The sequence below is a fragment of the Pedococcus sp. P2_E5 genome, from assembly GCF_056403895.1.
On sequence record NZ_JBFUEP010000037.1, the window covers coordinates 21,910 to 45,385 of the forward strand.

21 protein-coding genes are annotated in these 23,476 nt (G+C 71.0%); 16 read left to right on the plus strand and 5 right to left on the minus strand.

Going from position 1 to position 23,476, the window contains the following annotated elements; genetic code table 11:
- The first annotated feature begins 11 nt into the window (after positions 1-11).
- The 7 genes from AC1DVZ_RS13625 (at position 12) to dapF (ending at position 6,592) form a co-directional block, all read left to right on the plus strand.
- A complete protein-coding gene (locus AC1DVZ_RS13625; protein WP_477618738.1) occupies positions 12-467 on the plus strand; it encodes a GNAT family N-acetyltransferase in 456 nt (151 codons plus the stop codon).
- Between the two features lie 326 nt (positions 468-793).
- Complete coding sequence (gene recA, locus AC1DVZ_RS13630) at positions 794-1,855, plus strand: recombinase RecA (protein ID WP_477618739.1); 1,062 nt, start codon at positions 794-796, stop codon at positions 1,853-1,855.
- A 48-nt stretch (positions 1,856-1,903) separates the two neighbouring features.
- Positions 1,904-2,545: a regulatory protein RecX gene (locus AC1DVZ_RS13635; protein ID WP_477618740.1), complete on the plus strand. Its 642-nt coding sequence runs from the start codon at positions 1,904-1,906 to the stop codon at positions 2,543-2,545.
- 33 nt (positions 2,546-2,578) lie between these two features.
- Positions 2,579-4,099, plus strand: coding sequence for a tRNA (N6-isopentenyl adenosine(37)-C2)-methylthiotransferase MiaB (gene miaB, locus AC1DVZ_RS13640; protein WP_477618741.1), 1,521 nt, complete (start codon positions 2,579-2,581; stop codon positions 4,097-4,099).
- Positions 4,100-4,154: 55 nt separating this feature from the next.
- On the plus strand, positions 4,155-4,784 hold the full coding sequence (def, locus tag AC1DVZ_RS13645) for a peptide deformylase (RefSeq protein ID WP_477618742.1): 630 nt from the start codon (positions 4,155-4,157) through the stop codon (positions 4,782-4,784).
- A gap of 22 nt (positions 4,785-4,806) precedes the next feature.
- A complete protein-coding gene (gene miaA / locus AC1DVZ_RS13650) occupies positions 4,807-5,736 on the plus strand; it encodes a tRNA (adenosine(37)-N6)-dimethylallyltransferase MiaA (RefSeq protein WP_477618743.1) in 930 nt (309 codons plus the stop codon).
- Positions 5,729-6,592, plus strand: a complete 864-nt coding sequence (gene dapF, locus AC1DVZ_RS13655; RefSeq protein ID WP_477618744.1) for a diaminopimelate epimerase — start codon at positions 5,729-5,731, stop codon at positions 6,590-6,592. Before miaA ends, dapF begins: the two co-directional genes overlap by 8 nt.
- Before the next feature lie 42 nt (positions 6,593-6,634).
- Here the strand turns inward: dapF and AC1DVZ_RS13660 are convergent, their stop codons facing one another.
- Complete coding sequence (locus tag AC1DVZ_RS13660) at positions 6,635-7,252, minus strand: class I SAM-dependent methyltransferase (protein ID WP_477618745.1); 618 nt, start codon at positions 7,250-7,252, stop codon at positions 6,635-6,637.
- A gap of 73 nt (positions 7,253-7,325) precedes the next feature.
- Here AC1DVZ_RS13660 and hflX point away from each other — a divergent pair, with 73 nt between their 5' ends.
- Both hflX and AC1DVZ_RS13670 read left to right on the plus strand, forming a co-directional pair.
- A complete protein-coding gene (gene hflX / locus AC1DVZ_RS13665) occupies positions 7,326-8,777 on the plus strand; it encodes a GTPase HflX (protein ID WP_477618746.1) in 1,452 nt (483 codons plus the stop codon).
- 23 nt (positions 8,778-8,800) lie between these two features.
- Positions 8,801-9,286, plus strand: coding sequence for a GNAT family N-acetyltransferase (locus AC1DVZ_RS13670; RefSeq protein WP_477618747.1), 486 nt, complete (start codon positions 8,801-8,803; stop codon positions 9,284-9,286).
- Here AC1DVZ_RS13670 and AC1DVZ_RS13675 read toward each other — a convergent pair.
- Both AC1DVZ_RS13675 and AC1DVZ_RS13680 read right to left on the minus strand, forming a co-directional pair.
- Positions 9,261-11,897 carry a DEAD/DEAH box helicase gene (locus tag AC1DVZ_RS13675; RefSeq protein ID WP_477618748.1) on the minus strand — a complete coding sequence of 879 codons (2,637 nt, stop codon included), beginning with the start codon at positions 11,895-11,897 and terminating at the stop codon, positions 9,261-9,263. The two genes, AC1DVZ_RS13670 and AC1DVZ_RS13675, sit on opposite strands and share 26 nt — an antisense overlap.
- A gap of 55 nt (positions 11,898-11,952) precedes the next feature.
- The gene (locus AC1DVZ_RS13680) at positions 11,953-14,877 is read right to left on the minus strand and encodes a helix-turn-helix transcriptional regulator (protein ID WP_477618749.1); all 2,925 of its coding nucleotides are present in this window, start codon (positions 14,875-14,877) and stop codon (positions 11,953-11,955) included.
- 155 nt (positions 14,878-15,032) lie between these two features.
- Between AC1DVZ_RS13680 and AC1DVZ_RS13685 the strand changes: the two genes are divergently transcribed.
- The 7 genes from AC1DVZ_RS13685 (at position 15,033) to rpsT (ending at position 21,571) form a co-directional block, all read left to right on the plus strand.
- Positions 15,033-15,263: a hypothetical protein gene (locus AC1DVZ_RS13685; protein WP_477618750.1), complete on the plus strand. Its 231-nt coding sequence runs from the start codon at positions 15,033-15,035 to the stop codon at positions 15,261-15,263.
- A gap of 132 nt (positions 15,264-15,395) precedes the next feature.
- A complete protein-coding gene (locus AC1DVZ_RS13690; protein WP_477618751.1) occupies positions 15,396-17,654 on the plus strand; it encodes an ATP-dependent DNA helicase in 2,259 nt (752 codons plus the stop codon).
- Between the two features lie 120 nt (positions 17,655-17,774).
- The gene (locus AC1DVZ_RS13695; RefSeq protein WP_477618752.1) at positions 17,775-18,296 is read left to right on the plus strand and encodes a SigE family RNA polymerase sigma factor; all 522 of its coding nucleotides are present in this window, start codon (positions 17,775-17,777) and stop codon (positions 18,294-18,296) included.
- Positions 18,293-19,603: a TolB-like translocation protein gene (locus AC1DVZ_RS13700; protein ID WP_477618753.1), complete on the plus strand. Its 1,311-nt coding sequence runs from the start codon at positions 18,293-18,295 to the stop codon at positions 19,601-19,603. The genes AC1DVZ_RS13695 and AC1DVZ_RS13700 overlap by 4 nt, the downstream gene beginning before the upstream one ends.
- A 32-nt stretch (positions 19,604-19,635) precedes the next feature.
- A complete protein-coding gene (locus AC1DVZ_RS13705) occupies positions 19,636-20,112 on the plus strand; it encodes an XdhC family protein (RefSeq protein WP_477618754.1) in 477 nt (158 codons plus the stop codon).
- Between the two features lie 31 nt (positions 20,113-20,143).
- Complete coding sequence (holA, locus tag AC1DVZ_RS13710; protein ID WP_477618755.1) at positions 20,144-21,118, plus strand: DNA polymerase III subunit delta; 975 nt, start codon at positions 20,144-20,146, stop codon at positions 21,116-21,118.
- A gap of 192 nt (positions 21,119-21,310) precedes the next feature.
- A complete protein-coding gene (rpsT, locus tag AC1DVZ_RS13715) occupies positions 21,311-21,571 on the plus strand; it encodes a 30S ribosomal protein S20 (RefSeq protein ID WP_477618756.1) in 261 nt (86 codons plus the stop codon).
- 139 nt (positions 21,572-21,710) lie between these two features.
- Here rpsT and AC1DVZ_RS13720 read toward each other — a convergent pair whose 3' ends face one another.
- Both AC1DVZ_RS13720 and AC1DVZ_RS13725 read right to left on the minus strand, forming a co-directional pair.
- Positions 21,711-22,274, minus strand: a complete 564-nt coding sequence (locus AC1DVZ_RS13720) for a type II toxin-antitoxin system PemK/MazF family toxin (protein ID WP_477618757.1) — start codon at positions 22,272-22,274, stop codon at positions 21,711-21,713.
- An 18-nt stretch (positions 22,275-22,292) separates the two neighbouring features.
- Positions 22,293-23,476 (minus strand): HNH endonuclease signature motif containing protein (locus AC1DVZ_RS13725; protein ID WP_477618758.1); only part of this gene is annotated, 1,184 nt, incomplete at its 5' end.

Below are 23,476 nucleotides of genomic sequence, written 5' to 3' on the forward strand. Positions count from 1 at the left end.
GCATCGACGACATGCAGGAGCGGGCGGACGGTGTGCGGCTGGCGGGCTTTGCCGACCTCGACCCCCTGACGGGGTACCGCTTGTGGGCGCTGCGTTCCCAGGTCTTCGTCGTGGAGCAGGACTGCCCCTACCTCGACCTCGACGGCCGTGACCTCGAGCCGGCGACGCGCCACCTGTGGGTCGAGCAGGACGGTCTGCCGGTGGCGACCCTGCGGTTGCTGGACGACGGGGAGGCCCTGCGCATCGGTCGGGTGGCGACGGCGCCGCAGGCGCGCGGCCACGGTCTGGCCCGGCTGCTGGTGCGAGCGGCGCTCGACGTGGCGGGGGAGCGAGCCGTGGTGCTCGACGCCCAGTCGCACCTTGTGGACTGGTATGCCGCGTTCGGTTTCGCGCCGAGCGGACGAGGCTTCCTCGACGACGGGATCCCGCACACGCCGATGCGGCGCGACGGTCGCACGGAGGACTGAACCGGCGGAGGCGGACCTGCGGCTGGTCTCCCCGAGCGCCTTGGGGAAGGTCTCGGGACCTGTCTCGCACCGTCCGGGGAGGGTCGCGAGAGGTGTCGCGGAAAAGATGGCGGCGTGTCGCGCGTCGGATGCCGGATTTCGAACAGGTGTTCGGTAATGTCATCCACAGGTGGAACCGCGACAGACCCACCGTCCACAGGCCGCGAGAGCGTCCCGGACGGCTGTCGGTGCCGACACCTAGCGTCTGACCCGACAAGCAGATCAGCTGCCCCAGGGTCGAAGGCAGGCGCGCCCGACTCGAAGCGAAAGAAGGAACGGTGGCCAGAATGGCTGGAGCGAACACTCCCACTGTGGACCAGAAGGCAAAGTCCCTCGACAGCGTGATGGGGCAGATCGAGAAGTCGTTCGGCAAGGGTGCGGTCATGCGCCTCGGCGACGACGTCCGGCCCCCCATCGACGTGATCCCCACCGGCTCGATCGCGCTCGATGTCGCGCTCGGCATCGGCGGGCTCCCCCGCGGCCGCGTCGTGGAGATCTACGGCCCGGAGTCCTCGGGCAAGACGACGGTCGCGCTGCACGCGGTGGCCAGTGCGCAGAAGGCCGGCGGTATCGCAGCGTTCATCGACGCCGAGCACGCCCTCGACCCTGACTACGCCAAGAAGCTCGGGGTCGACACCGACGCACTCCTGGTCAGCCAGCCCGACACGGGGGAGCAGGCGCTCGAGATCGCCGACATGCTGATCCGCTCGGGCGCCATCGACATCATCGTCATCGACTCCGTCGCCGCGCTCGTGCCACGTGCCGAGATCGAGGGCGAGATGGGTGACAGCCACGTCGGCCTGCAGGCCCGGCTGATGTCCCAGGCCCTGCGCAAGCTCACCGGCGCCCTCAACAACACCGGCACGACGGCCATCTTCATCAACCAGCTGCGCGAGAAGATCGGCGTCATGTTCGGCTCGCCCGAGACGACGACAGGTGGCAAGGCGCTGAAGTTCTACGCCTCGGTGCGCCTGGACGTGCGTCGCATCGAGACGCTCAAGGACGGCAGCGAGCCGGTCGGCAACCGCACCCGGGTCAAGGTCGTCAAGAACAAGGTGGYGCCGCCGTTCAAGCAGGCCGAGTTCGACATCCTCTACGGCCAGGGCATCTCCCGCGAGGGTGGGCTCATCGACATGGGCGTCGAGCAGGGCTTCGTCCGCAAGGCCGGAGCTTGGTACACCTACGAGGGTGACCAGCTCGGGCAGGGCAAGGAGAACGCCCGTCAGTTCCTCAAGGACAACCCCGACCTCGGCAACGAGATCGAGAAGAAGATCAAGGAAAAGCTCGGGATCGGTCCGCAGGTCGACAAGCCGGCCGACGCCGTCCCCGAGGTGCCGGTCGAGTTCTGAGCCACGGCTCGAGCGACCCGCCACTGAGCGAGCAGTGACTGATCCGCAATGACCGAACGACACGACGCGGCCAGGGCAGCCCTTGAGGCGGCCCTGGCCGCGGCGTCCGCTCCCGCCGACGAGCCGCAGCCGAGACCGGCACGCCCACGGGCCTGGCAACCCGTCCCCGGCGACCCCGAGGCAGACCTCCAGGCGCGTGACGGCGAGCCGGACGCCTACGACGTCGCGCGCCAGATCGTGCTGCGACAGCTCGCCCTGTCGCCCAAGAGTCGTCAGCAGCTGCGTGACAAGCTGCGCCAACGCAACTGTCCCGACGATGTCGCCGAGGCCGTGCTCGACCGGATGACCTCGGTCGGGCTGGTCGACGACGAGGCCTACGCGGGGATGCTCGTCCGGTCGCAACAAGCCGGACGCGGCCTGGCCCGGCGCGCGCTGGCGCGTGAGCTGCGGACCAAGGGTGTCGACGACGAGACCGCCAGGGCGACCCTCGAGTCGATCAACCCCGAGGACGAGCGCGACCGTGCCGCACAGCTCGTGACCAAGCGGCTCAGGTCGATGCACGGACTGGAGCCGGTCGTCCAGAAGCGGCGACTGGCCGGGATGCTCGCGCGCAAGGGCTACCCCGCAGACCTGGCGATGGCGGTCATCCGCGAGGCGATTGCCGCCGCCCCCGAGCATCAGCGCGACTGAGTCGGCGCGTTCACCCCGTACCCTTGGCGTGCGATGAGTACCACCACCACTGCACCCAAGACCTACGACGTCCGCACGCACGGCTGCCAGATGAACGTGCACGACTCGGAGCGGCTCGCCGGCCTGCTCGAGACGGCGGGCTACATCGACGTCAACAGCCTGCCCGCGACCACGCGGCCGGAGGCGGCCGACGTCGTCGTCTTCAACACCTGTGCGGTGCGTGAGAACGCCGACAACAAGCTCTACGGCAACCTCGGCCAGCTGCGTCCTGCCAAGACCAGGAACCCCGACATGCAGATCGCGGTCGGCGGCTGCATGGCGCAGAAGGACCGCTCCACGATCGTGCAGCGTGCTCCGTGGGTCGACGTCGTGTTCGGCACCAACAACATCGGAAGCCTGCCCGCCCTGCTCGACCGGGCCCGCCACAACAAGCGCGCCGAGGTCGAGATCCTCGAGAGCCTCGAGGTGTTCCCCAGCACGCTCCCCACCCGGCGCGACTCGGCCTACGCCGGATGGGTGTCGATCTCAGTGGGCTGCAACAACACCTGCACGTTCTGCATCGTCCCGAGCCTGCGCGGCAAGGAGGCCGACCGTCGCCCCGGTGACGTCCTTGCCGAGGTACAGGCCCTGGTCGAGCAGGGCGTCGTCGAGATCACCCTGCTGGGGCAGAACGTCAACACCTACGGCGTCGAGTTCGGCGACCGGTTCGCCTTCGGCAAGCTCCTGCGCGCCTGCGGTGACGTCGACGGGCTCGAGCGGGTGCGCTTCACCAGCCCCCACCCGGCGGCCTTCACCGACGACGTCATCGCCGCGATGGCCCAGACCCCCAACGTCATGCCGAGCCTGCACATGCCTTTGCAGTCGGGGTCGGACCGCGTCCTGAAGCAGATGCGCCGGTCCTACCGCAGCGAGAAGTTCCTCGGCATCATCGACCGGGTGCGTGAGCAGATCCCCGATGCCGCGATCACGACCGACATCATCGTGGGTTTCCCGGGCGAGACCGAGGCGGATTTCGAGGAGACGCTGCGGGTGGTGCGCGAGTCCCGGTTCGCCAGCGCGTTCACCTTCCAGTACTCGATCCGCGCGGGCACGCCGGCTGCGACGATGGCGGACCAGGTGCCGAAGGCCGTGGTCCAGGAGCGGTACGAGCGGCTCATCGCCGCACAGGAGGAGATCTCCTGGGCCGAGAACCGCACCGTCGAGGGTCGGGACGTCGAAGTCCTCGTCGCCACCGGCGAAGGTCGCAAGGACACTGCGACACACCGCCTTTCGGGGCGCGCGCGTGACAACCGGCTGGTCCACTTCGCCGTCCCTGACGGCGCTGAGCGCCCTCGGCCCGGCGACATGGTCACCGTCGGTGTCACCTACGGCGCCCCGCACCACCTCGTGGCCGACGCCGCCCTGGAGGGTGGTGCCTACTCCGTGCGGCGCACCACGGGTGGCGACGCGTGGGCAGCCCTGCAGGACGCGCCGGTCCCGGGCAAGCCGGGGGTTTCCCTGGGTATGCCGGGTGTGGGCCGACCGGCCGCGGTCCCGGCGCCGTCGTGCGGCTGAGCGCGGCAGCACCCGGAACCGGGTGCGACCAGCGCCGTCTGGAAGACTTCCGGCCATGACCGTCCGCCCCATCGTCATCACCGGCGAGCCCGTGCTCCATCGCCGGGCCGAACCCGTGGCGACGTTCGACGACGACCTGCGCAGCCTCGTCGCCGACATGTTCGACACCATGGACGCCGCCAACGGAGTTGGCCTGGCCGCTCCCCAGATCGGCGTCGGCCTTCGCGTCTTCACCTGGCAGATGGACAACGAGGACGGTGTCCCCGCGCGGGGGGCCATCGTCAACCCCTACGTCACCTCGACCAAGGCCTCCCTCGACGAGCCGGACCCGCACGACGAGGCGGAGGGGTGCCTCTCGGTGCCGGGGGAGAGCTTCCCGCTCAAGCGCGGAGAGTCGGCGACGGTCACCGGTTTCGACGTCGACGGTGCGGAGCTCTCGTTCGAGGCCACGGGCTGGTTCGCCCGCTGCATGCAGCACGAGTACGACCACCTCAACGGCTTCCTCTACGTCGACCGCCTGGGCGAGCGGTGGGGCAGGAAGGCGCGCAAGGCGGTCAAGAAGCAGGGCTGGGGCAAGCCCGGGTTCGCCTGGCACCCCGGTGTCGATCCGGATCCGTTCGGTCACGACCACGACCACGACGACCCCGACAGCGAGCACTGGCACGACCACGAGCACGACCTGTGACCCGAGCACGACCTGTGCGCCGATGACGCCCATGGTGGTCGGCGTCGTCGGACCCACGGCGACGGGCAAGTCCGACCTCGCCCTCGACCTCGCCGAGGCCCTCGGGGGCGAGGTGGTCAGTGCCGACGCCAGCCAGCTCTACCGGGGCATGGACATCGGGACGGCCAAGGTCCCGCTGGCCGAGCGACGCGGCATACCCCACCACCAGCTCGATGTGCTGGAGGTCACGCAGGAGGCGAGCGTCGCCGCCTACCAGCTGGCGGCGCGAGCCGACATCGCCGCCATCCAGGGCCGCGGTCACCACCCGGTGCTGGCAGGTGGCTCGGGACTCTATGTCCGTGCCGCCCTCGACATCCTCGACATCCCGCCGACCGATGCCGCCGTGCGCGCGCGACTCGAGGCCGAGGCCGATGCCGTCGGTGCGGCCGCGAGCCATGCACGCCTCGAGGAGCTGGATCCCGTTGCGGCGCAGGCGATGGAGCCCGGCAACGTGCGGCGCATCGTGCGCGCCCTCGAGGTCATCGAGCTCACGGGACGACCGTTCTCGGCGACGATGCCCACGCGCACCCACGTGCAGCCGACCGTCGTGGTCGGCCTGCGTATGCCGCGTGCCCGCCTCGACGAGCGGATCGCCGCCCGTGTGCGCGGCATGTGGGAGCAGGGGCTGCTCGGGGAGGTGCGCCACCTCGAGTCCCTGGGGTTGCGCGAGGGCCGGACGGCTGCGCGGGCGCTGGGCTATGCGCAGGCCCTGGCCGAGCTCGACGGGATCCTCACCACGGAGCAGGCCCAGGATCAGACGACCGCACTGACCCGGCGTTTCGCCCGCCGTCAGGAGTCGTGGTTCAACCCCGACCCGCGCATCACGTGGCTCGACGCACTTGCCCCCGACGTGACCGAACAGGCAGTTGCGCTGGTCCGGGCGGCGATCAGGGACAATGGGGCGCATGGCTGACCAGACCGCCTTCACCAAGGGCCACGGGACCGAGAACGACTTCGTGCTCGTGCCCGACCTGGAGGGTGTTCGCGACCTGACCGCGCAGCAGGCGGCCCGGCTGGCCGACCGCCGGGCGGGCATCGGTGGCGACGGCGTCATCCGGGTGGTGCCCACGGCGCTGGCCACCGAAGGCGGCATCCTGGCGCAGGCCCAGGCAGCCAGGTGGTTCATGGACTACCGCAACGCCGATGGCAGCGTCGCCGAGATGTGCGGCAACGGCACCCGGGTCTTCGCGGCCTACCTGCGCCGAGAGGGCCTCGAGACGGCGGACGAGTTCGCCATCGCGACCCGGGCCGGCACCAAGCTGGTGCGGTTCGAGTCGCCCGACCTCATCGCGGTCAACCTCGGGCCGTGGCGGTTGGCCCAGCAGGTGATCGCCGACGAGGAGGGGTTCGACGCGCTGGTCCACCTCGATGGCCACGAACCGCTGTCCGCGCTCAGCCTGGACCTCGGCAACCCCCACACCGTGGTGGCGCTGCCGGAGCAGATCGACCTGGATTCCCTTGACCTGCACCGACTTCCGCTGGTCAACCCCCTCCCTCCGCACGGCACGAACGTCGAGTTCGTCCGGCCCATGGGCGTCGGACACATCCGCATGCGGGTGCACGAGCGTGGCGTGGGGGAGACGCGGTCGTGTGGCACCGGTGCCGCCGCGGCGGCTCTGGCCACCCGCTTCTGGGCAGGCGACGTGACGGACACCTGGACCGTCGACGTCCCCGGTGGCCGACTCAGGGTGCGCGCGCTGCCCGACCACGAGGTCGAGCTGGCCGKCCCGGCAGCCCTGGTCGCAGACGGCAGCACCGACCTCGTCTGAGGTGCTTACGGGCCTCGGGCCCAGTGGTTGACCGGACGCGCCCTAGGGAGTGCGGCGGACCTCCAGGATCCGAAAGCCCCTGTCCGAGGTGAACCGTGACACGGCGAAAGCCTGCGGGTCCAGCTGCTCGGCGAGCCAGCGCTGCAACGAGTCCGACCCGAGGTTCTTCTGCACGACGAGGTGGGCCGCGCCACCGGGCGCCAGGCGCGGCAGCCAGGTGAGCATGAGGTCGTGCAGCACCGCCTTGCCGACCCGGATCGGGGGGTTCGACCAGATCGCGTCGAACCGCACACCCTCCGGTATGCCGTCCGGCTGGGTCGCGTGCACCCGGTCCAGCCCCAGCGACGTCGCCGTGGTGCGCAGCAGGTCCAGCGCACGCTCGTTCACGTCCACGGCATACACGGTCGCCTGTGGCGAGCGGAGCGCCAGGGTGAGGGCGATCGGTCCCCAGCCGCAGCCGAGGTCCAGCAGGGCGCCCTCGGGGGGCGGGGCGGGGGCGTGCCGCAGCAGGACGGCGGTGCCCTGGTCCACGCCGCCGGGGCTGAAGATGCCCGCCGCGGAGCGCACCTCGACGGTCTGTCCGGCCAGTCGCACCGTGATCGTGCGCTGCTGGGCGGGGCTCGCCGGTTCGGCCGTGAAGTAGTGGTCTTGCGTGCTCATCGGGGCCAACGGTAGACGGCGGGACATAAAGCGGTCGCTGCGGCGGTTGAAAAGGTGAGATTCTTGAGGGGACATGACACTGAAGCGATCAGACATCTTTGACCTGAAGGCCACCGCGCTGGCGACCGAGGACGGATTCCTCGACAGCGACGGGGCCGGCTACGACGGCGACCAGTACGACCGCGAGGACCGCGCTGCCCTGCGCCGCGTCGCGGGGCTGTCCACCGAGCTCGAGGACATCACCGAGGTCGAGTACCGCCAGCTGCGGCTCGAGCGCGTGGTCCTCGCGGCCGTCTGGACAGAGGGCACCGCCGAGGACGCCGACAACTCGATGCGCGAGCTCGCCGCACTGGCCGAGACCGCGGGTTCGACCGTGCTCGCCGGGCTCGTCCAGCGCCGCGCCAAGCCCGACACCGGCACCTACCTCGGCTCGGGCAAGGCGATCGAGCTGCGTGACATCGTCATCGCCGAAGGCGCCGACACGGTCATCTGCGACACCGAGCTCACGCCCAGCCAGCGCCGCGCGCTCGAGGACGTCGTCAAGGTCAAGGTCATCGACCGGACCGCCTTGATCCTCGACATCTTCGCCCAGCACGCGAAGTCCAAGGAGGGCAAGGCCCAGGTCGAGCTGGCCCAGCTGCAGTACCTCCTGCCGCGCCTGCGTGGCTGGGGTGAGTCGATGTCCCGGCAGGCCGGTGGACAGGCTGCTGGTGGCCAGGGCATGGGGTCGCGTGGTCCAGGTGAGACGAAGATCGAGCTCGACCGGCGCCGCATCAACACCCGGATGGCCAAGCTCCGCCGCGAGATCAAGGAGATGAAGACCAGCCGCGACACCCGCCGCCTCAGTCGCAAGACCCACGAGGTGCCGAGCGTCGCGATCGCCGGCTACACCAACGCCGGCAAGTCCTCGCTTCTCAACCGACTCACCGGCGCCGGTGTCCTGGTGGAGAACCAGCTGTTCGCCACCCTCGACCCGACAGTCCGTCGTGCCGAGACCGAGGACGGCCGGCTCTACACGCTCGCCGACACGGTCGGGTTCGTCCGCCAGCTTCCCACCCAGCTGGTCGAGGCCTTCCGCTCGACGCTCGAGGAGGTGGCGGACGCCGACCTGCTGCTGCACGTCGTCGACGGTTCGCACCCGGACCCCGAGGGACAGATCAGTGCCGTCCGCGCGGTCCTGGCCGACGTCGAGGCGGCCAACGTCCGCGAGGTCATCGTCATCAACAAGGCCGACGCGGCCGACCCCGAGGTGCTCGACCGGATCCAGCGTCACGAGAAGCACTCCATCGTCGTGTCGGCCCGCACGGGCGCCGGGCTGGACGAGCTGCGTGCCCTGATCGCCGACGAGCTGCCGCGACCCACGATCGACGTCGAGGTCCTGGTGCCCTACGACCGCGGCGACCTCGTCAGCCGCCTGCACGAGGAGGCCGAGGTGCTCTCCAGCGAGCACACGGGCCACGGCACCCTGCTCAAGGCTCGTGTGCACCCCGAGCTCGCCAGCGAGCTCGCGGGCTTCGCGGCCTGAGCCACCTGCCCCCGCCACACGTGATGGAGATCAGGCTGGGCGGCCTCGACACGCCCCAGGTGGCGACCCTGCTGGCCGAGCACGTCGAGGACATGCGCCGCTACTCGCCCCCGGAGAGTGTGCACACCCTCGACCTCGACCGGCTGCGGACGCCCGACCTGACGTTCTGGAGTCTCTGGGACCGCGAGCAGGTGCTCGGCTGCGCGGCCCTGCGCGAGCTCGATGCCACCCACGGTGAGCTCAAGTCGATGCGCACCGCACCGTCGTACCGCCGCCGCGGGGTGGCCGCGACCCTGCTCGACCACGTCGTGGCCGAAGCCGGGCGGCGGGGCTACGCCCGCCTGAGTCTCGAGACCGGCTCGACGGAGGAGTTCGCGCCCGCCCGGACCGTGTATGCCGCCCACGGCTTCACCGCGTGCGGCCCGTTCGGGCCCTATGTGGCCGACGAGTTCAGTGTGTTCATGACCCTCGACCTCGCCCGTGTCACAGGCGTCGCATCGCGGTCGTGAGGACCACCGGCTCGCCGGCCTCGTCGGAGGCGTCGAGGTCGACCACCGCCTCGATCACCCAGTCGTGGTCGCCCTCGGGGTCGTGGAGGGTCTGCCGTGCCTGCCAGAGCCGGTGCTCGGTGTCGGGTTCCACGGCGCCCGGCGGGGGGCCCTGCGATGGGGTGATGGTCAGGAGCTGGGGCCCGCGGGCCTCGGCGTCGGTGCCGATCGTGTCGTGGTCGGCGTAGTAGTCGCCGAGAGCCTCGTCCCACGCCGCCGCGTCCATCAGGGTGTTCCGCGGCGGCTCAGGAAGGGCGGCCTGGGAGGCGTCCAGCGCGGCGAGGTCGCCGAACCGGTCGCGGCTGGCGAGCTCGACACGACGGAACATGGCGTTGCGGACCATCACCCGGAAGGCGCGCTCGTTCGACGTGATCGGTCGGGTGGGCCGGGTCCCGCCGTGTGCTGCCAGTCCTTCGAGCTCCTCGAGGCGTTCGTTGGCGTCGGGGTCGGTCAGGGCTTCCCACTCGTCGAGGAGCGAGGAGTCGGTCTGCCGCACCGTCTCGCCGAGCCACTCGAAGAGGTCGTCGAACTGCTCGCTGTGGTGGGCGTCAGGCACGGTCTGGCGCAGGGTCCGATAGGCATCGGTGAGGTAGCGCAGGACGAGGCCCTCGGACCGGGCCAGCTGGTAGGTCGAGACGAACTCGGTGAAGGTCATGGCGCGCTCGTACATGTCGCGAACCACCGACTTGGGCGACAGCGCCGACTCGGACACCCACGGGTGGCTCTGCCGGAAGATCTCGAACGTCGCCTCGAGCAGGTCGGCGAGCGGTCGCGGCCACGTCACGTCCTCGAGCAGGGCCATCCGCTCGTCGTACTCGATCCMGTCGGCCTTCATCTCACCCACCGCCTCGCCGCGGGCCTTGAACTGCTGCGCCATCAGGACCTGGAGTGGATCGTCGAGGATCGCCTCGATGACCGACACGACGTCGAGGGCGTAGCTGGGGGACTGCGGGTCGAGCACGTCGAGAGCGGCGAGGGCCAGCGGTGCCAGCGGCTGGTTGAGGGCGAAGTCGTGCTGCAGCTCACCACGCACCTCGATGGTGCGGCCGTGGGGGTCCGGCGGCGAGATGCGACGGAGCACCCCGGTGTCGAGCAGGCTCTTGCCCAGAGTGATGGCGCGACGGGACAGCTTGGCCTGCCCGCGGGGCGGCTCGTGGTTGTCCCGCAGGAGGTGGCTGAGCGCGCGTACCGGGTCGCCCGGCCGCTGGACGACGTTGAGGATCATCGAGTGGTCCACCCGCATGCGGGAGACCAGCGGTTCCGGTTCGGCGGCGACGAGCTTGTCGTAGGTCTGCTCGGTCCACGACACCTCACCGTCGGCGGGCTTGCGACGCTGCACCTTCCTGAGCTTCTTGGGGTCGTCGCCGGCCTTGGCGATAGCCCGCGCGTTGTCGATGACGTGCTCGGGGGCCTGGACGACCACCGAACCGCTGGTGTCGAACCCGGCCCGGCCCGCCCGTCCCGCGATCTGGTGGAACTCGCGCGCCTTGAGCACCCGTTGCCGCGACCCGTCGAACTTGACCAGCCCGGTGAACAGGACGGTGCGGATCGGCACGTTGATGCCGACACCGAGGGTGTCGGTCCCGCAGATGACCTTGAGCAGGCCGTCCTGGGCGAGCTGCTCGACCAGTCGCCGGTAGCGCGGCAGCATCCCGGCGTGGTGGACCCCGATGCCGGAGCGGACGAGCTTCGACAGCGTCCGCCCGAAGCCGGCGGTGAACCGGAACCCGCCGATCCGCTCGGCGATGGCGGCCTTGTCCGCCTTCACGGTGCCCTTGAGCGACAGCAGTGCCTGGGCCTGCTCGAGCGCCGCGGCCTGGGTGAAGTGGACGACGTACACGGGCGACTGGTGGGTGGTGAGGAGCTCCTCGATCGTCTCCGCGAGAGGGGTCAGCGCCCACGTGAAGCTCAGCGGCACCGGTCGTTCGGTCCCGGTGACCATGGTCGTCGGTCGGCCGTTGCGGCTGGTCAGGTCCTCAGCGAGGTCGGTGAGGTCGCCCAGGGTCGCGGACATCAGGACGAACTGTGCCTGCGGCAGCTCGAGCAGCGGCACCTGCCAGGCCCAGCCCCGGTCGGGCTCGGCGTAGAAGTGGAACTCGTCCATGATGACCAGGCCCACATCGGCATCGGCGCCCTCGCGCAGCGCGATGTTGGCCAGGATCTCGGCCGTGCAGCAGATGATCGGGGCGTCGGGGTTCACGGAGGCGTCGCCGGTCAGCATGCCGACCTCGGACGCGCCGAAGACCTCGCACAGCGCAAAGAACTTCTCGCTCACCAGCGCCTTGATGGGAGCGGTGTAGAAGCTGACCCTGTCGGTGGCGAGGGCGGCCAGGTGCGCGCCCGTGGCGACGAGCGACTTCCCGGAACCCGTCGGGGTGGACAGGACGACGTTCTCCCCGGCCAGCACGGCGAGCAGCGCCTCGTCCTGGTGGGGGTACAGCGGCAGCCCACGCTCCCGCGCCCAGCCCTCGAACGTGGCATACACGTCGTCCGGGTCCGCGACGCCGCCCGGGAGGAGGTCGGTGAGCAGTGGCGGGCTCGCGGCCTCGGGGCTCGCGTGGTCAGCAGTCATCACCGCCATCCTCGCAGGGCGCGGTGGCCCCAGCCGCCACGCCGCCGGGGTGGATCTAGGCAGGCGCGTCGTCGGTGGGCTGGCGCCGGGTCGCCCAGCGGGCGAGGTCGACGCGGTTCGCGCACCCCGTCTTGCTCAGCAGGTGGCTGACGTGCGAGCTGACGGTCTTCTCGCTGACCACGAGGGCCCTGGCGATCTCGCCGTACGTGCGACCGGCCACGATGTGTCCGAGGATCTCGGTCTCACGCGCCGTGAGTCCGACCTGGTGTGTCTCCAAGGGTGGCGGTCCGCTGGTCGCCGGGTCGCCGAGCCTGACGTGGGCGCCCCTGGCCAGCGCCTCGAGCTCGTCCGTGATGGGCAGCGCTCCCAGTCCTCGCGCCAAGGCGTACGACCGTCGCAGGGCGTCGACACCGTCATCGCGATGCGCGTGGCCTGTGAGCAACAACGACTCCGCCTGCCGCCACAACGAGTAGCACTCCTCCCAGGGGAGCATCTCGTGCAGAGCGTTCGACGCCTGCTCCCACAGGAGGTGCTGGTCGGCGGCCTGACGACCACGGGCAACCTCCGCGTGGTACATCGCCCCGAGGCCGGCGAGCTGGCGCTGGTAGAAGGGAGTCGTCCCTCCGACGTCGGCGATGGTGTCCGGAAAGCGGGCCGTGAGCTCATCGAGCTCGTCGAGGCACGGCCTCGGGTCGACACCCGTGTCGCGTGCCTGCTGCACCAGGTCGGCGAGGGCACGGGCGGCGAGGGGCAGCAGCCACTCGCACATGGTGGGCGGTGCACCCGGCGTTGCCGTGCCGGTCAAGGCCGCCTCGAGCGCACCGCGGAGGTGCCCACCCGACAGGAGCACCATGGCCCGAACGGCGTCGAACTCGAAGGCGAGGAAGGTCGACGTCTCGGCGAACAGCTCGTCCGCGCGGGCCAGGTGGCCTTCCGCCTCGTGCGTTCGGCCCTGGATGGCTGCCATCCATGCAGCACTCAGCCGGGTCTGGACGTCGGCGAGCGTTCCCGGGGTGGACCCGAGGGCCACGCGCAGCAGCCGTGAGCAGGCGTCCACGTCGCCGGCGTGCAGGTGTCCGAAGGCCTCGTTGCAGGCCAGCCAGGCCGTCACCGGGTGCGGCATGCCGAGCTCGGCGAGCTCTGCCCTCCGTCGACCGACCACGGCCCTCCACTCGGGGCTGATCGGTCCGTCGACCGCGTTGGCCTCCCACAGCGTCGCGTGCACGAACGCAAACCCGTCCCGGGCCGCGACAGCAGCCTTGACAGCCTCGTGCCCCAGCCGCTGCCCATCCTCCGGACGATCTTCGTAGACCGCCAACATCGCGTTGGCCGCCAGGGCATAGGCCAGCGCGCGGGGGTTGCCGCAGTCCCGGGCGCGCTCCAGCGCAGCCGCGGCGAGCTGCGGGGAGGAGGGGTCGTCGTCCCACAGCGACGCGTGCGCCAGCTCGGCGAGGGCGAGCGCGTGCTGCCACGACTCCGGCGCGCTTCGCGCGAGCTCCACGGCCCGCCGGAGCTCGGACGGGTCGAGGAAGCCGCGACCGGTCATGAACCGCAGGTGCTGGTGGCGCACCAGGAGCTCGGCCACGGTGAGCGGTTCGCGGACCTCGTCGAGCCCGCCCAGGAGGGCCTCGACCGCGTGGAGCTCCTCCTCGAAGTCGCCGACGGCCTCGGCCGCCCGGCGCATCCGCTCCCACAGGGCGGCGGCCGGTTCGGGCGCACTGCCGTCGAGCTGCTCCTTTACCTCGAGCGCGCGCCTCAGCAGCCTGACCTGCATGGTCGTCGCGCCGATGCCCTCGGCCAGGTCAGCGGCGCGCAGAGCCACGGTGTATGACTCCCTGGCGTGACCGGCGTGGTGGTGGTGGTCCGCGATGAGGCTGAGGGTTTCGAGCGTCGACTGGTCTGCGGGTGCGGGGGACACGGAGGACCCAGAGGCAAGGTCGTGCTCGAGGGCTTCGGCGAGGGCCGCGTGGAGGTGCTCCCGATCGAGTCGGCCGAGACTGCCCGCCAAGGCTTCTGCCTGGAGGGGGTGGTGGAACCAGTAGCCGCCTCTCCCGTCGGCCTCGAGGAGGTCGGCGTCCAGGCAGTCCCGCAGTGCCGGGCGCAGGTCGGTCACGCCGGCCAGGCCGGCCACGCGGTCCAGGGCGCCGTCCCCAGCGACCCGTCCGTGAACGGCCAGGACCCGTGCGAGTTCCCGAGCCGGGGTGTCGAGGCGGTGCCAGGCGCGGAGCACCGCTGAGGACAGGTCCGTCGGGAGGCCCTGCCCGAGCGCCGTCTCGGTGGGGGAGAGGCCCTGGACGAGCAGTCGGTTGAGGTAGGAGTTGCCGCCAGTGCGGCTGTAGACCTCTCGCACCAGGGCGTCGTGCGGGACGTCCCCCAGCACGCCCGCCAGCTGGGCCCGGGTCTCCTCGAGGTCAAGGGGCCCCAGGGACATCTCGACGAATCCCGGCAGGCGCCGCACGTCGGCCAGCCAGCGCTGCAGCAGATGGCCGGGCCCGACCTCCCCGCGGCGCACCGTCACCAGGAGCGCCAGGCTGCGGGTCGTCAGTCCTGCCAAGACCCACATCAGCACGTCGAGGGTGGCGGGGTCCGACCACTGCAGGTCGTCGACCACGAGGGCGACCGGGCCCCGGCTGCAGCGGTCGTCGAGCCACCGGTCGAACTCCTCCGCCGCCTCCACGCCGGCAGCACGCCGCAGGGCCGGCCGCTGTTCGGCGGGAAGCCCACCCACTGCGGTCCGCAACGGCAGCAGGGGGACGCTCATCGAGGTCAGCGGCAGGCAGGCACCCGTGAGGACGAGGAAGTCCCCGGCCAGCACGCAGGCCTGCTGCGCCAGCCGGGTCTTGCCGACCCCGGCATCACCGAGGACGAGCACGGCACGCCCGCGGCCCGCCCGTGCCGATGCCAGGGCCGAGCCGAGCTCGTCCAGCTCGCCGGAGCGGCCGACGAAGCCGTCGCTCGCGAGCGGGTCCGCAGGGGGCACGTCCCCAGTGTGTTCCTGTGCCCGGCGGGCCGACACCCGTTACTTGAGGGGTTTCGGCGGTGCTTCTGAGGGGGTGCACCCGATGTGGGTCAGGGCCTCCCGGTCGGACCGTGGAGAGGTCAGCACAACACACCTCTCAGCACCAGGAGCACACCGTGAACACCATCCAGCAGACCCGGCGAATCCTTCCCATGATCACCGCCACCGCCCTCCTCGTCGCACTCGGCACCCTGCCGGCCTCGGCCCGGCAGGACTCGGGTCCGGCACCCGTCGAGCCGACGGTCACCTACTTCTGCGCCATCCAGCGCGTGGACACCCAGTTCGTCGGGTGCGACAACCTGACGGGGAACGGGGTTCCGGCACCCGCCTGGGTGGACGAGAGGTGACCTGACCCGGAACCCACCACCGTGACCCCGGCGCCATCGGCACCGGGGTCACGGCTGTGCCTTCACGGCAGGCTGCGGCGCAGGGTGGGGACGGGCGACGAACGAGCCCGTCGCACGGCATACGCTGACCCAATGGCCAGTCTCGACGACCTCCTGCACGCCGCCGTCCAGGGAGTCGGTGGGGTCGAGCGTCCCGGTCAGGTCGAGATGGCGCACGCCGTCGAGGACGCCGTGGCCAGGGACGAGCACCTCCTGGTCCAGGCGGGCACCGGCACGGGCAAGTCGCTCGCCTACCTCATCCCCGCGGTGATGCATGCGCAGAAGACGGGCAAACCGGCCGTCGTCGCCACCGCGACCCTCGCGCTGCAGGCCCAGATCGTCGACCGCGACATGCCGCGGCTGGCCGAGTCCATCGCCCCCCTGCTGGGGAAGCGACCCACCTACGGCCTGGTCAAGGGCCGCCGCAACTACCTGTGCGCCCACAAGCTCGAGGGTGGCTTCCCCGACGACGAGGAAGGGCTGTTCGAGGTCGCCGAGGTCGACCGCGCGGCCTCGCGGCTGGGCCAGGAGGTGGTGCGCCTGCGCGAGTGGGCCGACACGACCGAGTCCGGCGACCGCGACGAGCTGGTGCCCGGGGTGAGCGAACGGGCGTGGCGACAGGTGTCGGTCAGCGCCCACGAGTGCATGGGCAGCAAGTGCCCGGCGTTCGCCGACTGCTTCGTCGAGCGCTCGCGCGACGCGGCCAAGGACTGCGACGTCATCGTCACCAACCACTCGTTCATGGCGATCGACTCCTTCGAAGGCCGTCAGATGCTGCCCGAGCACGACCTGCTCATCGTCGACGAGGCGCACGAGCTGGTCGACCGGGTCACGTCCACGATTACCGACGAGATCACACCGAGCATGGTCAGCGCCGCGGCCAAGCGGGCCGGACGCCTGGCCGAGTCGACCGAGGCCGTCGACGACGCGGCCGTCTTCCTCCAGGGAGTCCTCGACCAGCTCCCCGAAGGCAAGCTCAACGGCATACCCGACTCCCTGTCGCTCGCCCTGGYGAGGGTGAGGGACACGACGAGGCAGGTGCAGTCCGAGCTCAAGCCGGAGAAGGGTGTCGAGCCCGACGGCGCACGCAAGGTGGCGCAGGCCGCCATCGACGAGATGTTCGAGAACTCGTCTCGCGTCCTCGAGCAGCGCGACCTCGACGTCGTGTGGGTGAGTCGTGACCAGCGACGCGGTTCGGTGCTGCGCGTGGCGCCGATGAGCGTGGCGATGCTGTTGCGCGACAAGGTCTTTGGCGACCGCACCGTGGTGATGACGTCGGCGACCCTCGAGCTGGGTGGGACGTTCGATGCCGTCGCGGGCACGATGGGACTGCGCGGCGAGGGTGCTCCGGAGTGGCGTGGGCTCGACGTCGGCAGCCCCTTCGACTATCCCCAGCAGGCGATCGCCTATGTGGCGCAACACCTTCCGGCACCGGGACGCGACGGCCTGAGTGAGCAGACCCTCGACGAGATCGAGGCGCTGGTCAGGGCTGCGGGGGGCCGGACGCTCGGACTGTTCTCCTCGATGCGCGCGGCCAAGGAGGCCACCGAGGCGATGCGCGAGAGGTTCGACGGTGACATCGGCTTCCTCTGCCAGGGCGAGGACCAGATCACCACCCTGGTGCGGCAGTTCGCGCGAGACCCGCAGACCTGCCTGTTCGGCACCCTCACCCTCTGGCAGGGCGTCGACGTGCCCGGCTCGGCCTGCCAGCTGGTCATCATCGACCGGATCCCGTTCCCGCGCCCCGACGACCCCCTCTCGTCGGCGCGTTCACAGGCCATCGCCCGGATGGGGGGCAACGGCTTCATGGCCGTCTCCGCGACCCACGCCGCGCTGCGACTGTCGCAGGGCGCGGGGCGGCTCATCCGCCGCGCCGACGACCGCGGGGTGGTCGCCTTCCTCGACTCCCGCATGATGACGGCGAGGTATGCCGGCTTCCTCCAGCGTTCGCTGCCTCCGTTCTGGCCGACCACCGACCGCGAGCGGGTCCTCGCCGCGCTCAGGCGGCTCGACGAGACGGCGGCTCCGCCAGTTCAGGTGCACGAGCCCGCCCTGCGGGGCATCACCGGCGCACTGGTCGGAACGTCGATGGGCGCGACGGGGGAGGACGTGGCCGAGCATCCCCGACCCGTGGCCGACTCCCCGCCACCCGCCGAGTCGACGCGCACCGCGGTGACGGGCGGCCACGCCTGGACGGCCGAGTCCGACGAGGAGCTGCGCGACGGCGTCGAGCTGGGACTGTCGGTCGACGAGCTCGCCGAGAGCCTCGAGCTGCCGGCCGACGTCGTCGCGGCCCGTCTCAAGGGCCTCGGCCTCGAGGCGACCGGCGCTGCCACCCTCGCGTTCGAGTAGCCGGACCAAACCTCGTCCTCCTGCGCCGGGCAGCTCCAGTTCACCGGTTCCACCCGTCCGTGGTGTCTGGTGCGTGTATGAGTGTGGGGGCACGGGGCCAGGAGGCCGGGAGGGGGCGGAGTGCAGGACTTCGACACGTTCGTCCGGGCAGCGTGGCGTCCGCTGCTGCGCTCGGCAGTCCTGCTGACGAACGACACGCACGCGGGTGAGGACCTCGTCCAGGAGACGTTGACCCGGGTCGCCGACCGCTGGCCGCGCCTCACCAGCGGGGGTGATGACCCGATGCCTTACGCGCGCACGGTGCTCTACCGGCTGGCCGTTGACTCGTGGCGTCGGCGACGGGTGCGACCCGAGACGGTGACCGAGCAGCTGGGCGAGCCGCGCGGCATACCTGTTGATCTGGTGGGGGAGGCGCTCGACCGGCTGTTGCTGCGGCAGGCGCTCGCTGCGCTGACCGCGCGCCAACGGGCGGTGTTGGTGCTCCGCTACCTGGAGGACCGCACCGAGGTCGAGACAGCGCGGGTGCTCGGGTGCTCGCCCAACACGGTCAAGTCGCAGGCGCGGCACGCGCTGGCCCGGATGCGTGAGCTGGCGCCTGATGTCGTGCGCGAGTTCACGCCGGTCGGAAAGGAACTGCAGTGACCACTCGACTGTGCGAACGAATGGGGGCGGTCGCCGACGAGCTCGAGGTCGGTGCCGTCACGCCCGCGCCAGAAGGGCTGTGGCGGGCTGGGGCCCGTCGTCGGCTCCGACGCCGGGTGGCGGCCGGCGGGGGAGCCCTGGTCGCAGTGCTGATGGTGGCCCTGGTCCTTGCTCCGTCCGGCGGGTTGACCGTCGTCCCCGCGGGGGGAGACGGAGAAGGCGTACGCGGCCATCCGCAGCGCATCGGCCACCAGTGGTGGACTCCTGGGCTCGGCGACCGACCGGGCCCGGTCGCCGGACTCGTGCAGTCTGTGGACCAGGATTCCGGACACACCGAGTGGTTGGCAGTCATGCCTGGGGGTGGTCTACGTCGACTCCCAGCCGACCCGGCTCGAAACGACTCCTTTCCCTCGGTGTCGGATGACGGAAGCGTCGTGGGCTACCTCTCGGCGCCGAATGGTCCGTACGTGCTGCACAACCTCGTGACAGGCCGGCGGGTGGAGTTCGGCGACATCACGGACAACGCCCTCGTGGACGGCTCGCAGCCCGGTGGCCCGTGGTGGACCAGTGGTCAGACTCCCTCGTGGTTCTCGCCCGACGGCTCGCACCTGGCGCTGGCGGCTGGTTCGTACGGCGACGGTGGGGCCGTGCTGCTCGGGATCGATGGCTCCGAGACTCCACTGCCGGGCGTGGAATCGGCTCGGATCGCAGGGTGGCGGGACAACCACACGCTCGTCGGTGTGACGGCCGAGGCCCCCCTGACGCTGTGGACGTACGACGTGGACGCTCGCCACGTCGAACTGGGCGCACAGATCAGCCCTTCCCACATCGACGCCTCCCGGGCGAGCCAGTGGACCTTTCGCTGGTCGCGGATCGCCCAACGCCTCGTCTACGAGACCGTCGAGTCGGACGGGACCCGGATCGGCCTGGTGGACCCGGACACGGGGGCCGTCGAGAGCACGGTCGCCATGGGTGGCGACAGCGCCAATGCTGCCTGTGGGCCGGTACTCACGAGCGCGGGCGCTGCTGCCAACGCCGACTGGCGGGGAAGCACCGCCCTGGTCGTCCCACAGATCGACGGCGGGCGGGTGGTGGCGACAACCGACCCGGCGATCGGGGCGCAGTGCATCCTGTGGGCTGAGGATGCCCTGGCCGGCGAACCTGCGTGGACGGCGTGGGGGACCAGCGGCGGCTGGTGGACGTGGTGGTGGCGCGAGCTCGTGGTCGGCCTGCTCCTGGTCGGCCTCGGCGTGGTCGTGCTCGCCCGCCGGGTTCGGGCCCGCCGCCGGGCAGCGCTGGTCCGTTAGCGCGGCAACGGGCAGCGGACGATACTGGCCGCATGGCGGATCCCTGCGCGCTGCACGTCGTCGGTGAAGGCCCCGTGGCCGAGGCGCTCGTCGCCCTCTCCACGCCGCTCGGCTGGTCGGTCACGGTGTCGACCGACGACCCCTCAGTCCCCGAAGCCGTCGACGCCCTGGTCGTGACGAGTCACCACGACGGCGTGGACGCCCCGGCGATCGCCGCGGCACTGGAGGCTGGCACGGCATACATCGGGGGGATGGGGTCGCGGCGCACCCAGGAACGCCGGCGCACCTGGTTGCTGGATCACGGGGTCACGCAGGAGGCGCTGGCGACGGTGCACGCCCCCATCGGGCTCGACATCGGCGCCAACGCCCCGGGAGAGATCGCCGTGGCGATCCTCGCCGAGGTCATCGCCGTGCGCGCAGGGCGCAGTGGTGGCGGCTCGGTGAGCGACAGGGAGGGCCCGATCCATCCGGAGCTCACACCTGGCGACGCCTACTGCCCGGGCGGCTGAGACTGTCCCCGGCTCATGGGAGGCTGGGCCCGTGACCGCCACCGCGACGCGCACCGTGCCCCCTCTCGTCCTCATCAGCGGACCCGAGGCCGTCATCGCCGACCGCGCGCTCAGCACCACGCTCGACGAGCTCCGAGCGTCGGCCCCAGACCTCGAGGTCATCCGGCTGGCGGCCGAGACCTACGAGGCCGGCGCGCTCGGCATGCACGCCAGCCCGTCCCTCTTCGGGGGCGAGAAGTGCATCGTCGTCGCCGACCTCGACGAGGCTCCGGACGAGCTGCAGGAAGACCTGCTCGCCTTCCTGGCCGCCCCGGACCCCGACGTGACCCTGGTCGTCACCCACAAGTCGGGCCAGCGCGGCAAGAAGGTCCTTGACACCCTCAAGAAGTCGCAGGCGCGGGTTCTCGAGGCTCCGGCCTTCAAGACCGATCGCGACAAGACCGACTTCGCCATGCACGAGTTCCGCCGAGCCGGCCGCCGGGCCACCCCCGATGCCGTGCGCGCACTGATCGAGGCGATCGGGAAGGACGTGCGCGAGCTCGCCTCCGCCTRCCAGCAGCTCGTCGCCGACACCACGGGCACCATCGACGAGGACCTCGTCGCCAAGTACCACGGGGGCAAGGTCGAGGCGACCGGCTTCAAGGTGGCCGACGCGGCGRTCGCGGGAAATGCCGGCGAGGCGCTCCGGTTGCTGCGCCACGCCATCGCCACCGGTGTCGACCCGGTCCCGATCGTCGCCGTGCTCGCCCAGCAGCTGCGCCAGCTCGTCAAGGTGGGCGCGGCCGGTCGGGGACGCTCGGCCGACGTGGCGCGCGACCTCGGCATGGCCCCGTGGCAGGTGGACAAGGCACGCCGCGGGCTGTCCGGATGGGGGCCCGAGGGGCTTGCCGAGGCGATCCAGGCAGTTGCGAACGCCGACTTCGAGGTCAAGGGCGGTGGTCGCGACCCGGTCTACGCCGTCGAGCGTGCCGTCCTCACGATCACGCGCGCCCGCAGCGGCCGCTGAGCACGCGGGATACCCACGTTTTGGGGGAGTGGGCACCTCGCTGGTAGATTTGCCCATCGCGTGCGCGCATGGTCGTGCGCGCATGCAGCACCATCCAGAGCCTCTCAACCACAGGCGCCCCACCAGCCTGGTCCCGAGAGGCTTCTGCCGCCCTCTAACGGCAACCACCGACCAACCAAGAGAGACACACCTGTGGCAAACATCAAGTCCCAGCTCAAGCGGATCAAGACGAACCGCACGGCGACCGAGCGCAACAAGGCCGTCAAGAGCGAGCTCAAGACCTGGATCCGCAAGTTCCAGGCAGCCGTCGACTCCGGCGACGCCAGTGCGGCGAACGACGCCCTCGCGACCGCGAGCAAGAAGCTCGACAAGGCCGCGAGCAAGGGTGTCATCCACGCCAACCAGGCCGCCAACAAGAAGTCGGCCATGGCGAAGAAGGTCACCTCGCTCTGACGCGAGTCGCCTTCCACTGCACATCTCACGAAGGGCCGGTCACCTGCGGGTGACCGGCCCTTCGCGTTGTCCTCGTCGACGCTGTCGTGCCTTGGCACCCCTCGTGGGGCGCGGCCACGGGCATGCCGCGGGGCCGAGTTCAGCTCGCAGCGCGGACGGCCGCGGCCACCTGGTCGAAGCGCTCGCGGTCGAGCACCGCGCCCTCCCGACGCACCGCGGAAGGATCCACGCGCAGGATCCGGTCCACGCGGACCTCGCTGGGACGCCCTTGGCGGTCCCAGGCGCCTGGTCCGATGTCCTGCCAGTGCCGACCGTGTCGGGCTTCCTGCTCGTGGTCACGGTCGTGGTCCTTGCTGGTCAGCATGAGAGCCAGCAGCCACGCACCGTCGCGACCGATGACGAGCACCGGTCGGTCCTTGCCCTGCCGGTGGTCCTCCTCGTACGGCACCCAGGTCCAGACGATCTCGCCCGGGTCGGGCTCGCCGTCGGGCCTGGGAGCGTAGTCGAGGGTTGGCGTGCCGGTGAAGTCGCCCGGATAGGCGGTGGCTTCGTGCTGGTGCGTGGCACCCGGTGGGGGAGTCCTGTTGTCACGCGCTGGACTCTGCGGGTCGCGGGTAGGGGTCCGGGCGTCATGGGCAGGCGTGGACGCTCGCCGCCAGAGCCGGGACAGTCGTGATCGCAAGGAGGGCGGGTCCGATGCCATGGCCGTCACGCTATCCGCTCAAAACGGTGGATCGCCCTCGCCACTGGTGCGTCGGCGCAACCTCCGACCCGGACAGGCTGCCGCGAAGGCGGGGTCGAGCGTGTAGTCATCGAGTCCAGCGGTCAGCTCGGCGCTCAGCACGACCGGTCGCCCGACAGTTTGCCCGACAGTTCGCCCGGCAGTTCGCCCGGCACTTCGCCGAGGTGGCGCGGCGCGCTCCTCGGCGCGCCGGGGGTCGACCCGCCGTCTGTCGGCGTGGCGTTCCGCCCGGGCCAGCTCGTGGGCGAGCTCCTCCTCCCAGGCCGACCAGAGCACGCCGGGTTCGTCCCGTGGCGCCGAAGCCACGGGTTCGGGTCCTGCGGGTTCGGGTCCCGCGCGTTCGGGTCTCGGATGCTCGGGTCCCGCATGCTCGGGTCCCGCATGCTCGGGCCCCGCGACGGCCGCAGGCAGGGTGACTCGACGCACCGGCTCGTTGTCTCGGCGTTGCAGGAAGTCCTGGGGCAGGGTGGTGCGCACCCTGCCGGTCGGGTCGGTCCAGGTGACGGTGGCGTCAGGCTCGATGCGGACCCGCCACCGCACGGTCTGCTTGATGCGGTGGTGTCGGCGGCACAGGCACATCAGGTTCGCCGCATGGGTCTGCCCGAGAGGCCATGGTCGGACGTGGTCCAGGTCGCAGAACCGTGCGTTGACGGTGCAGCCGGGGAAACGGCATCGCCCGTCGCGGGCCTTGACCAGGTCGATCAGTGCCGCGGGTGGTCGGTAGGCCTTCGACTCGGTGACTGGTCGACGACCCGGCTTCTCTGGGCTGGTCATGTCGGGGTCGGTCGTCACGGACAGCAAGGCACCGGTCTCGTTGTCGCAGGCGACCACGTCGTGGCGCACTGTCACTTCGCTGCCCGCCGCGCTGTCGCGCGTGGCACCGGGATCATGGTCGGCGGTCTCCCCGAGGGTCTCGAGCCACGACTTCCGCACCTGAGTGGTGCCGGGCATCCCGAGCCCGGCCACCGTCACCAGCTCGTCGTCATTGTCAGGGTCCACCGTCTCGCCGACCGCGGTCCGCCGTGTCTCGTCAACAGGTTGGTCCGGCGTTGCCGTGGGCTGGGTGGTCGTCACCGCCGTGGACTGGGTCGTCGCCGTGAGTTGCTCCGCCGCGCTGGGCTCGGTCTGCTCGGTGGGCTCGGTGGGCTCGGTGGGCTCGGTGG

Coding starts and splice junctions, on each gene's coding strand:
- miaA (WP_477618743.1), top strand. CDS start 4,807: ATGACGCCCATGGTGGTCGGCGTCGTCGGACCCACGGCGACGGGCAAG.
- AC1DVZ_RS13670 (WP_477618747.1), top strand. CDS start 8,801: ATGGAGATCAGGCTGGGCGGCCTCGACACGCCCCAGGTGGCGACCCTG.
- def (WP_477618742.1), top strand. CDS start 4,155: ATGACCGTCCGCCCCATCGTCATCACCGGCGAGCCCGTGCTCCATCGC.
- AC1DVZ_RS13705 (WP_477618754.1), top strand. CDS start 19,636: ATGGCGGATCCCTGCGCGCTGCACGTCGTCGGTGAAGGCCCCGTGGCC.
- AC1DVZ_RS13625 (WP_477618738.1), top strand. CDS start 12: ATGCAGGAGCGGGCGGACGGTGTGCGGCTGGCGGGCTTTGCCGACCTC.
- AC1DVZ_RS13635 (WP_477618740.1), top strand. CDS start 1,904: ATGACCGAACGACACGACGCGGCCAGGGCAGCCCTTGAGGCGGCCCTG.
- hflX (WP_477618746.1), top strand. CDS start 7,326: ATGACACTGAAGCGATCAGACATCTTTGACCTGAAGGCCACCGCGCTG.
- AC1DVZ_RS13720 (WP_477618757.1), bottom strand. CDS start 22,274: ATGGCATCGGACCCGCCCTCCTTGCGATCACGACTGTCCCGGCTCTGG.
- AC1DVZ_RS13660 (WP_477618745.1), bottom strand. CDS start 7,252: ATGAGCACGCAAGACCACTACTTCACGGCCGAACCGGCGAGCCCCGCC.
- miaB (WP_477618741.1), top strand. CDS start 2,579: ATGAGTACCACCACCACTGCACCCAAGACCTACGACGTCCGCACGCAC.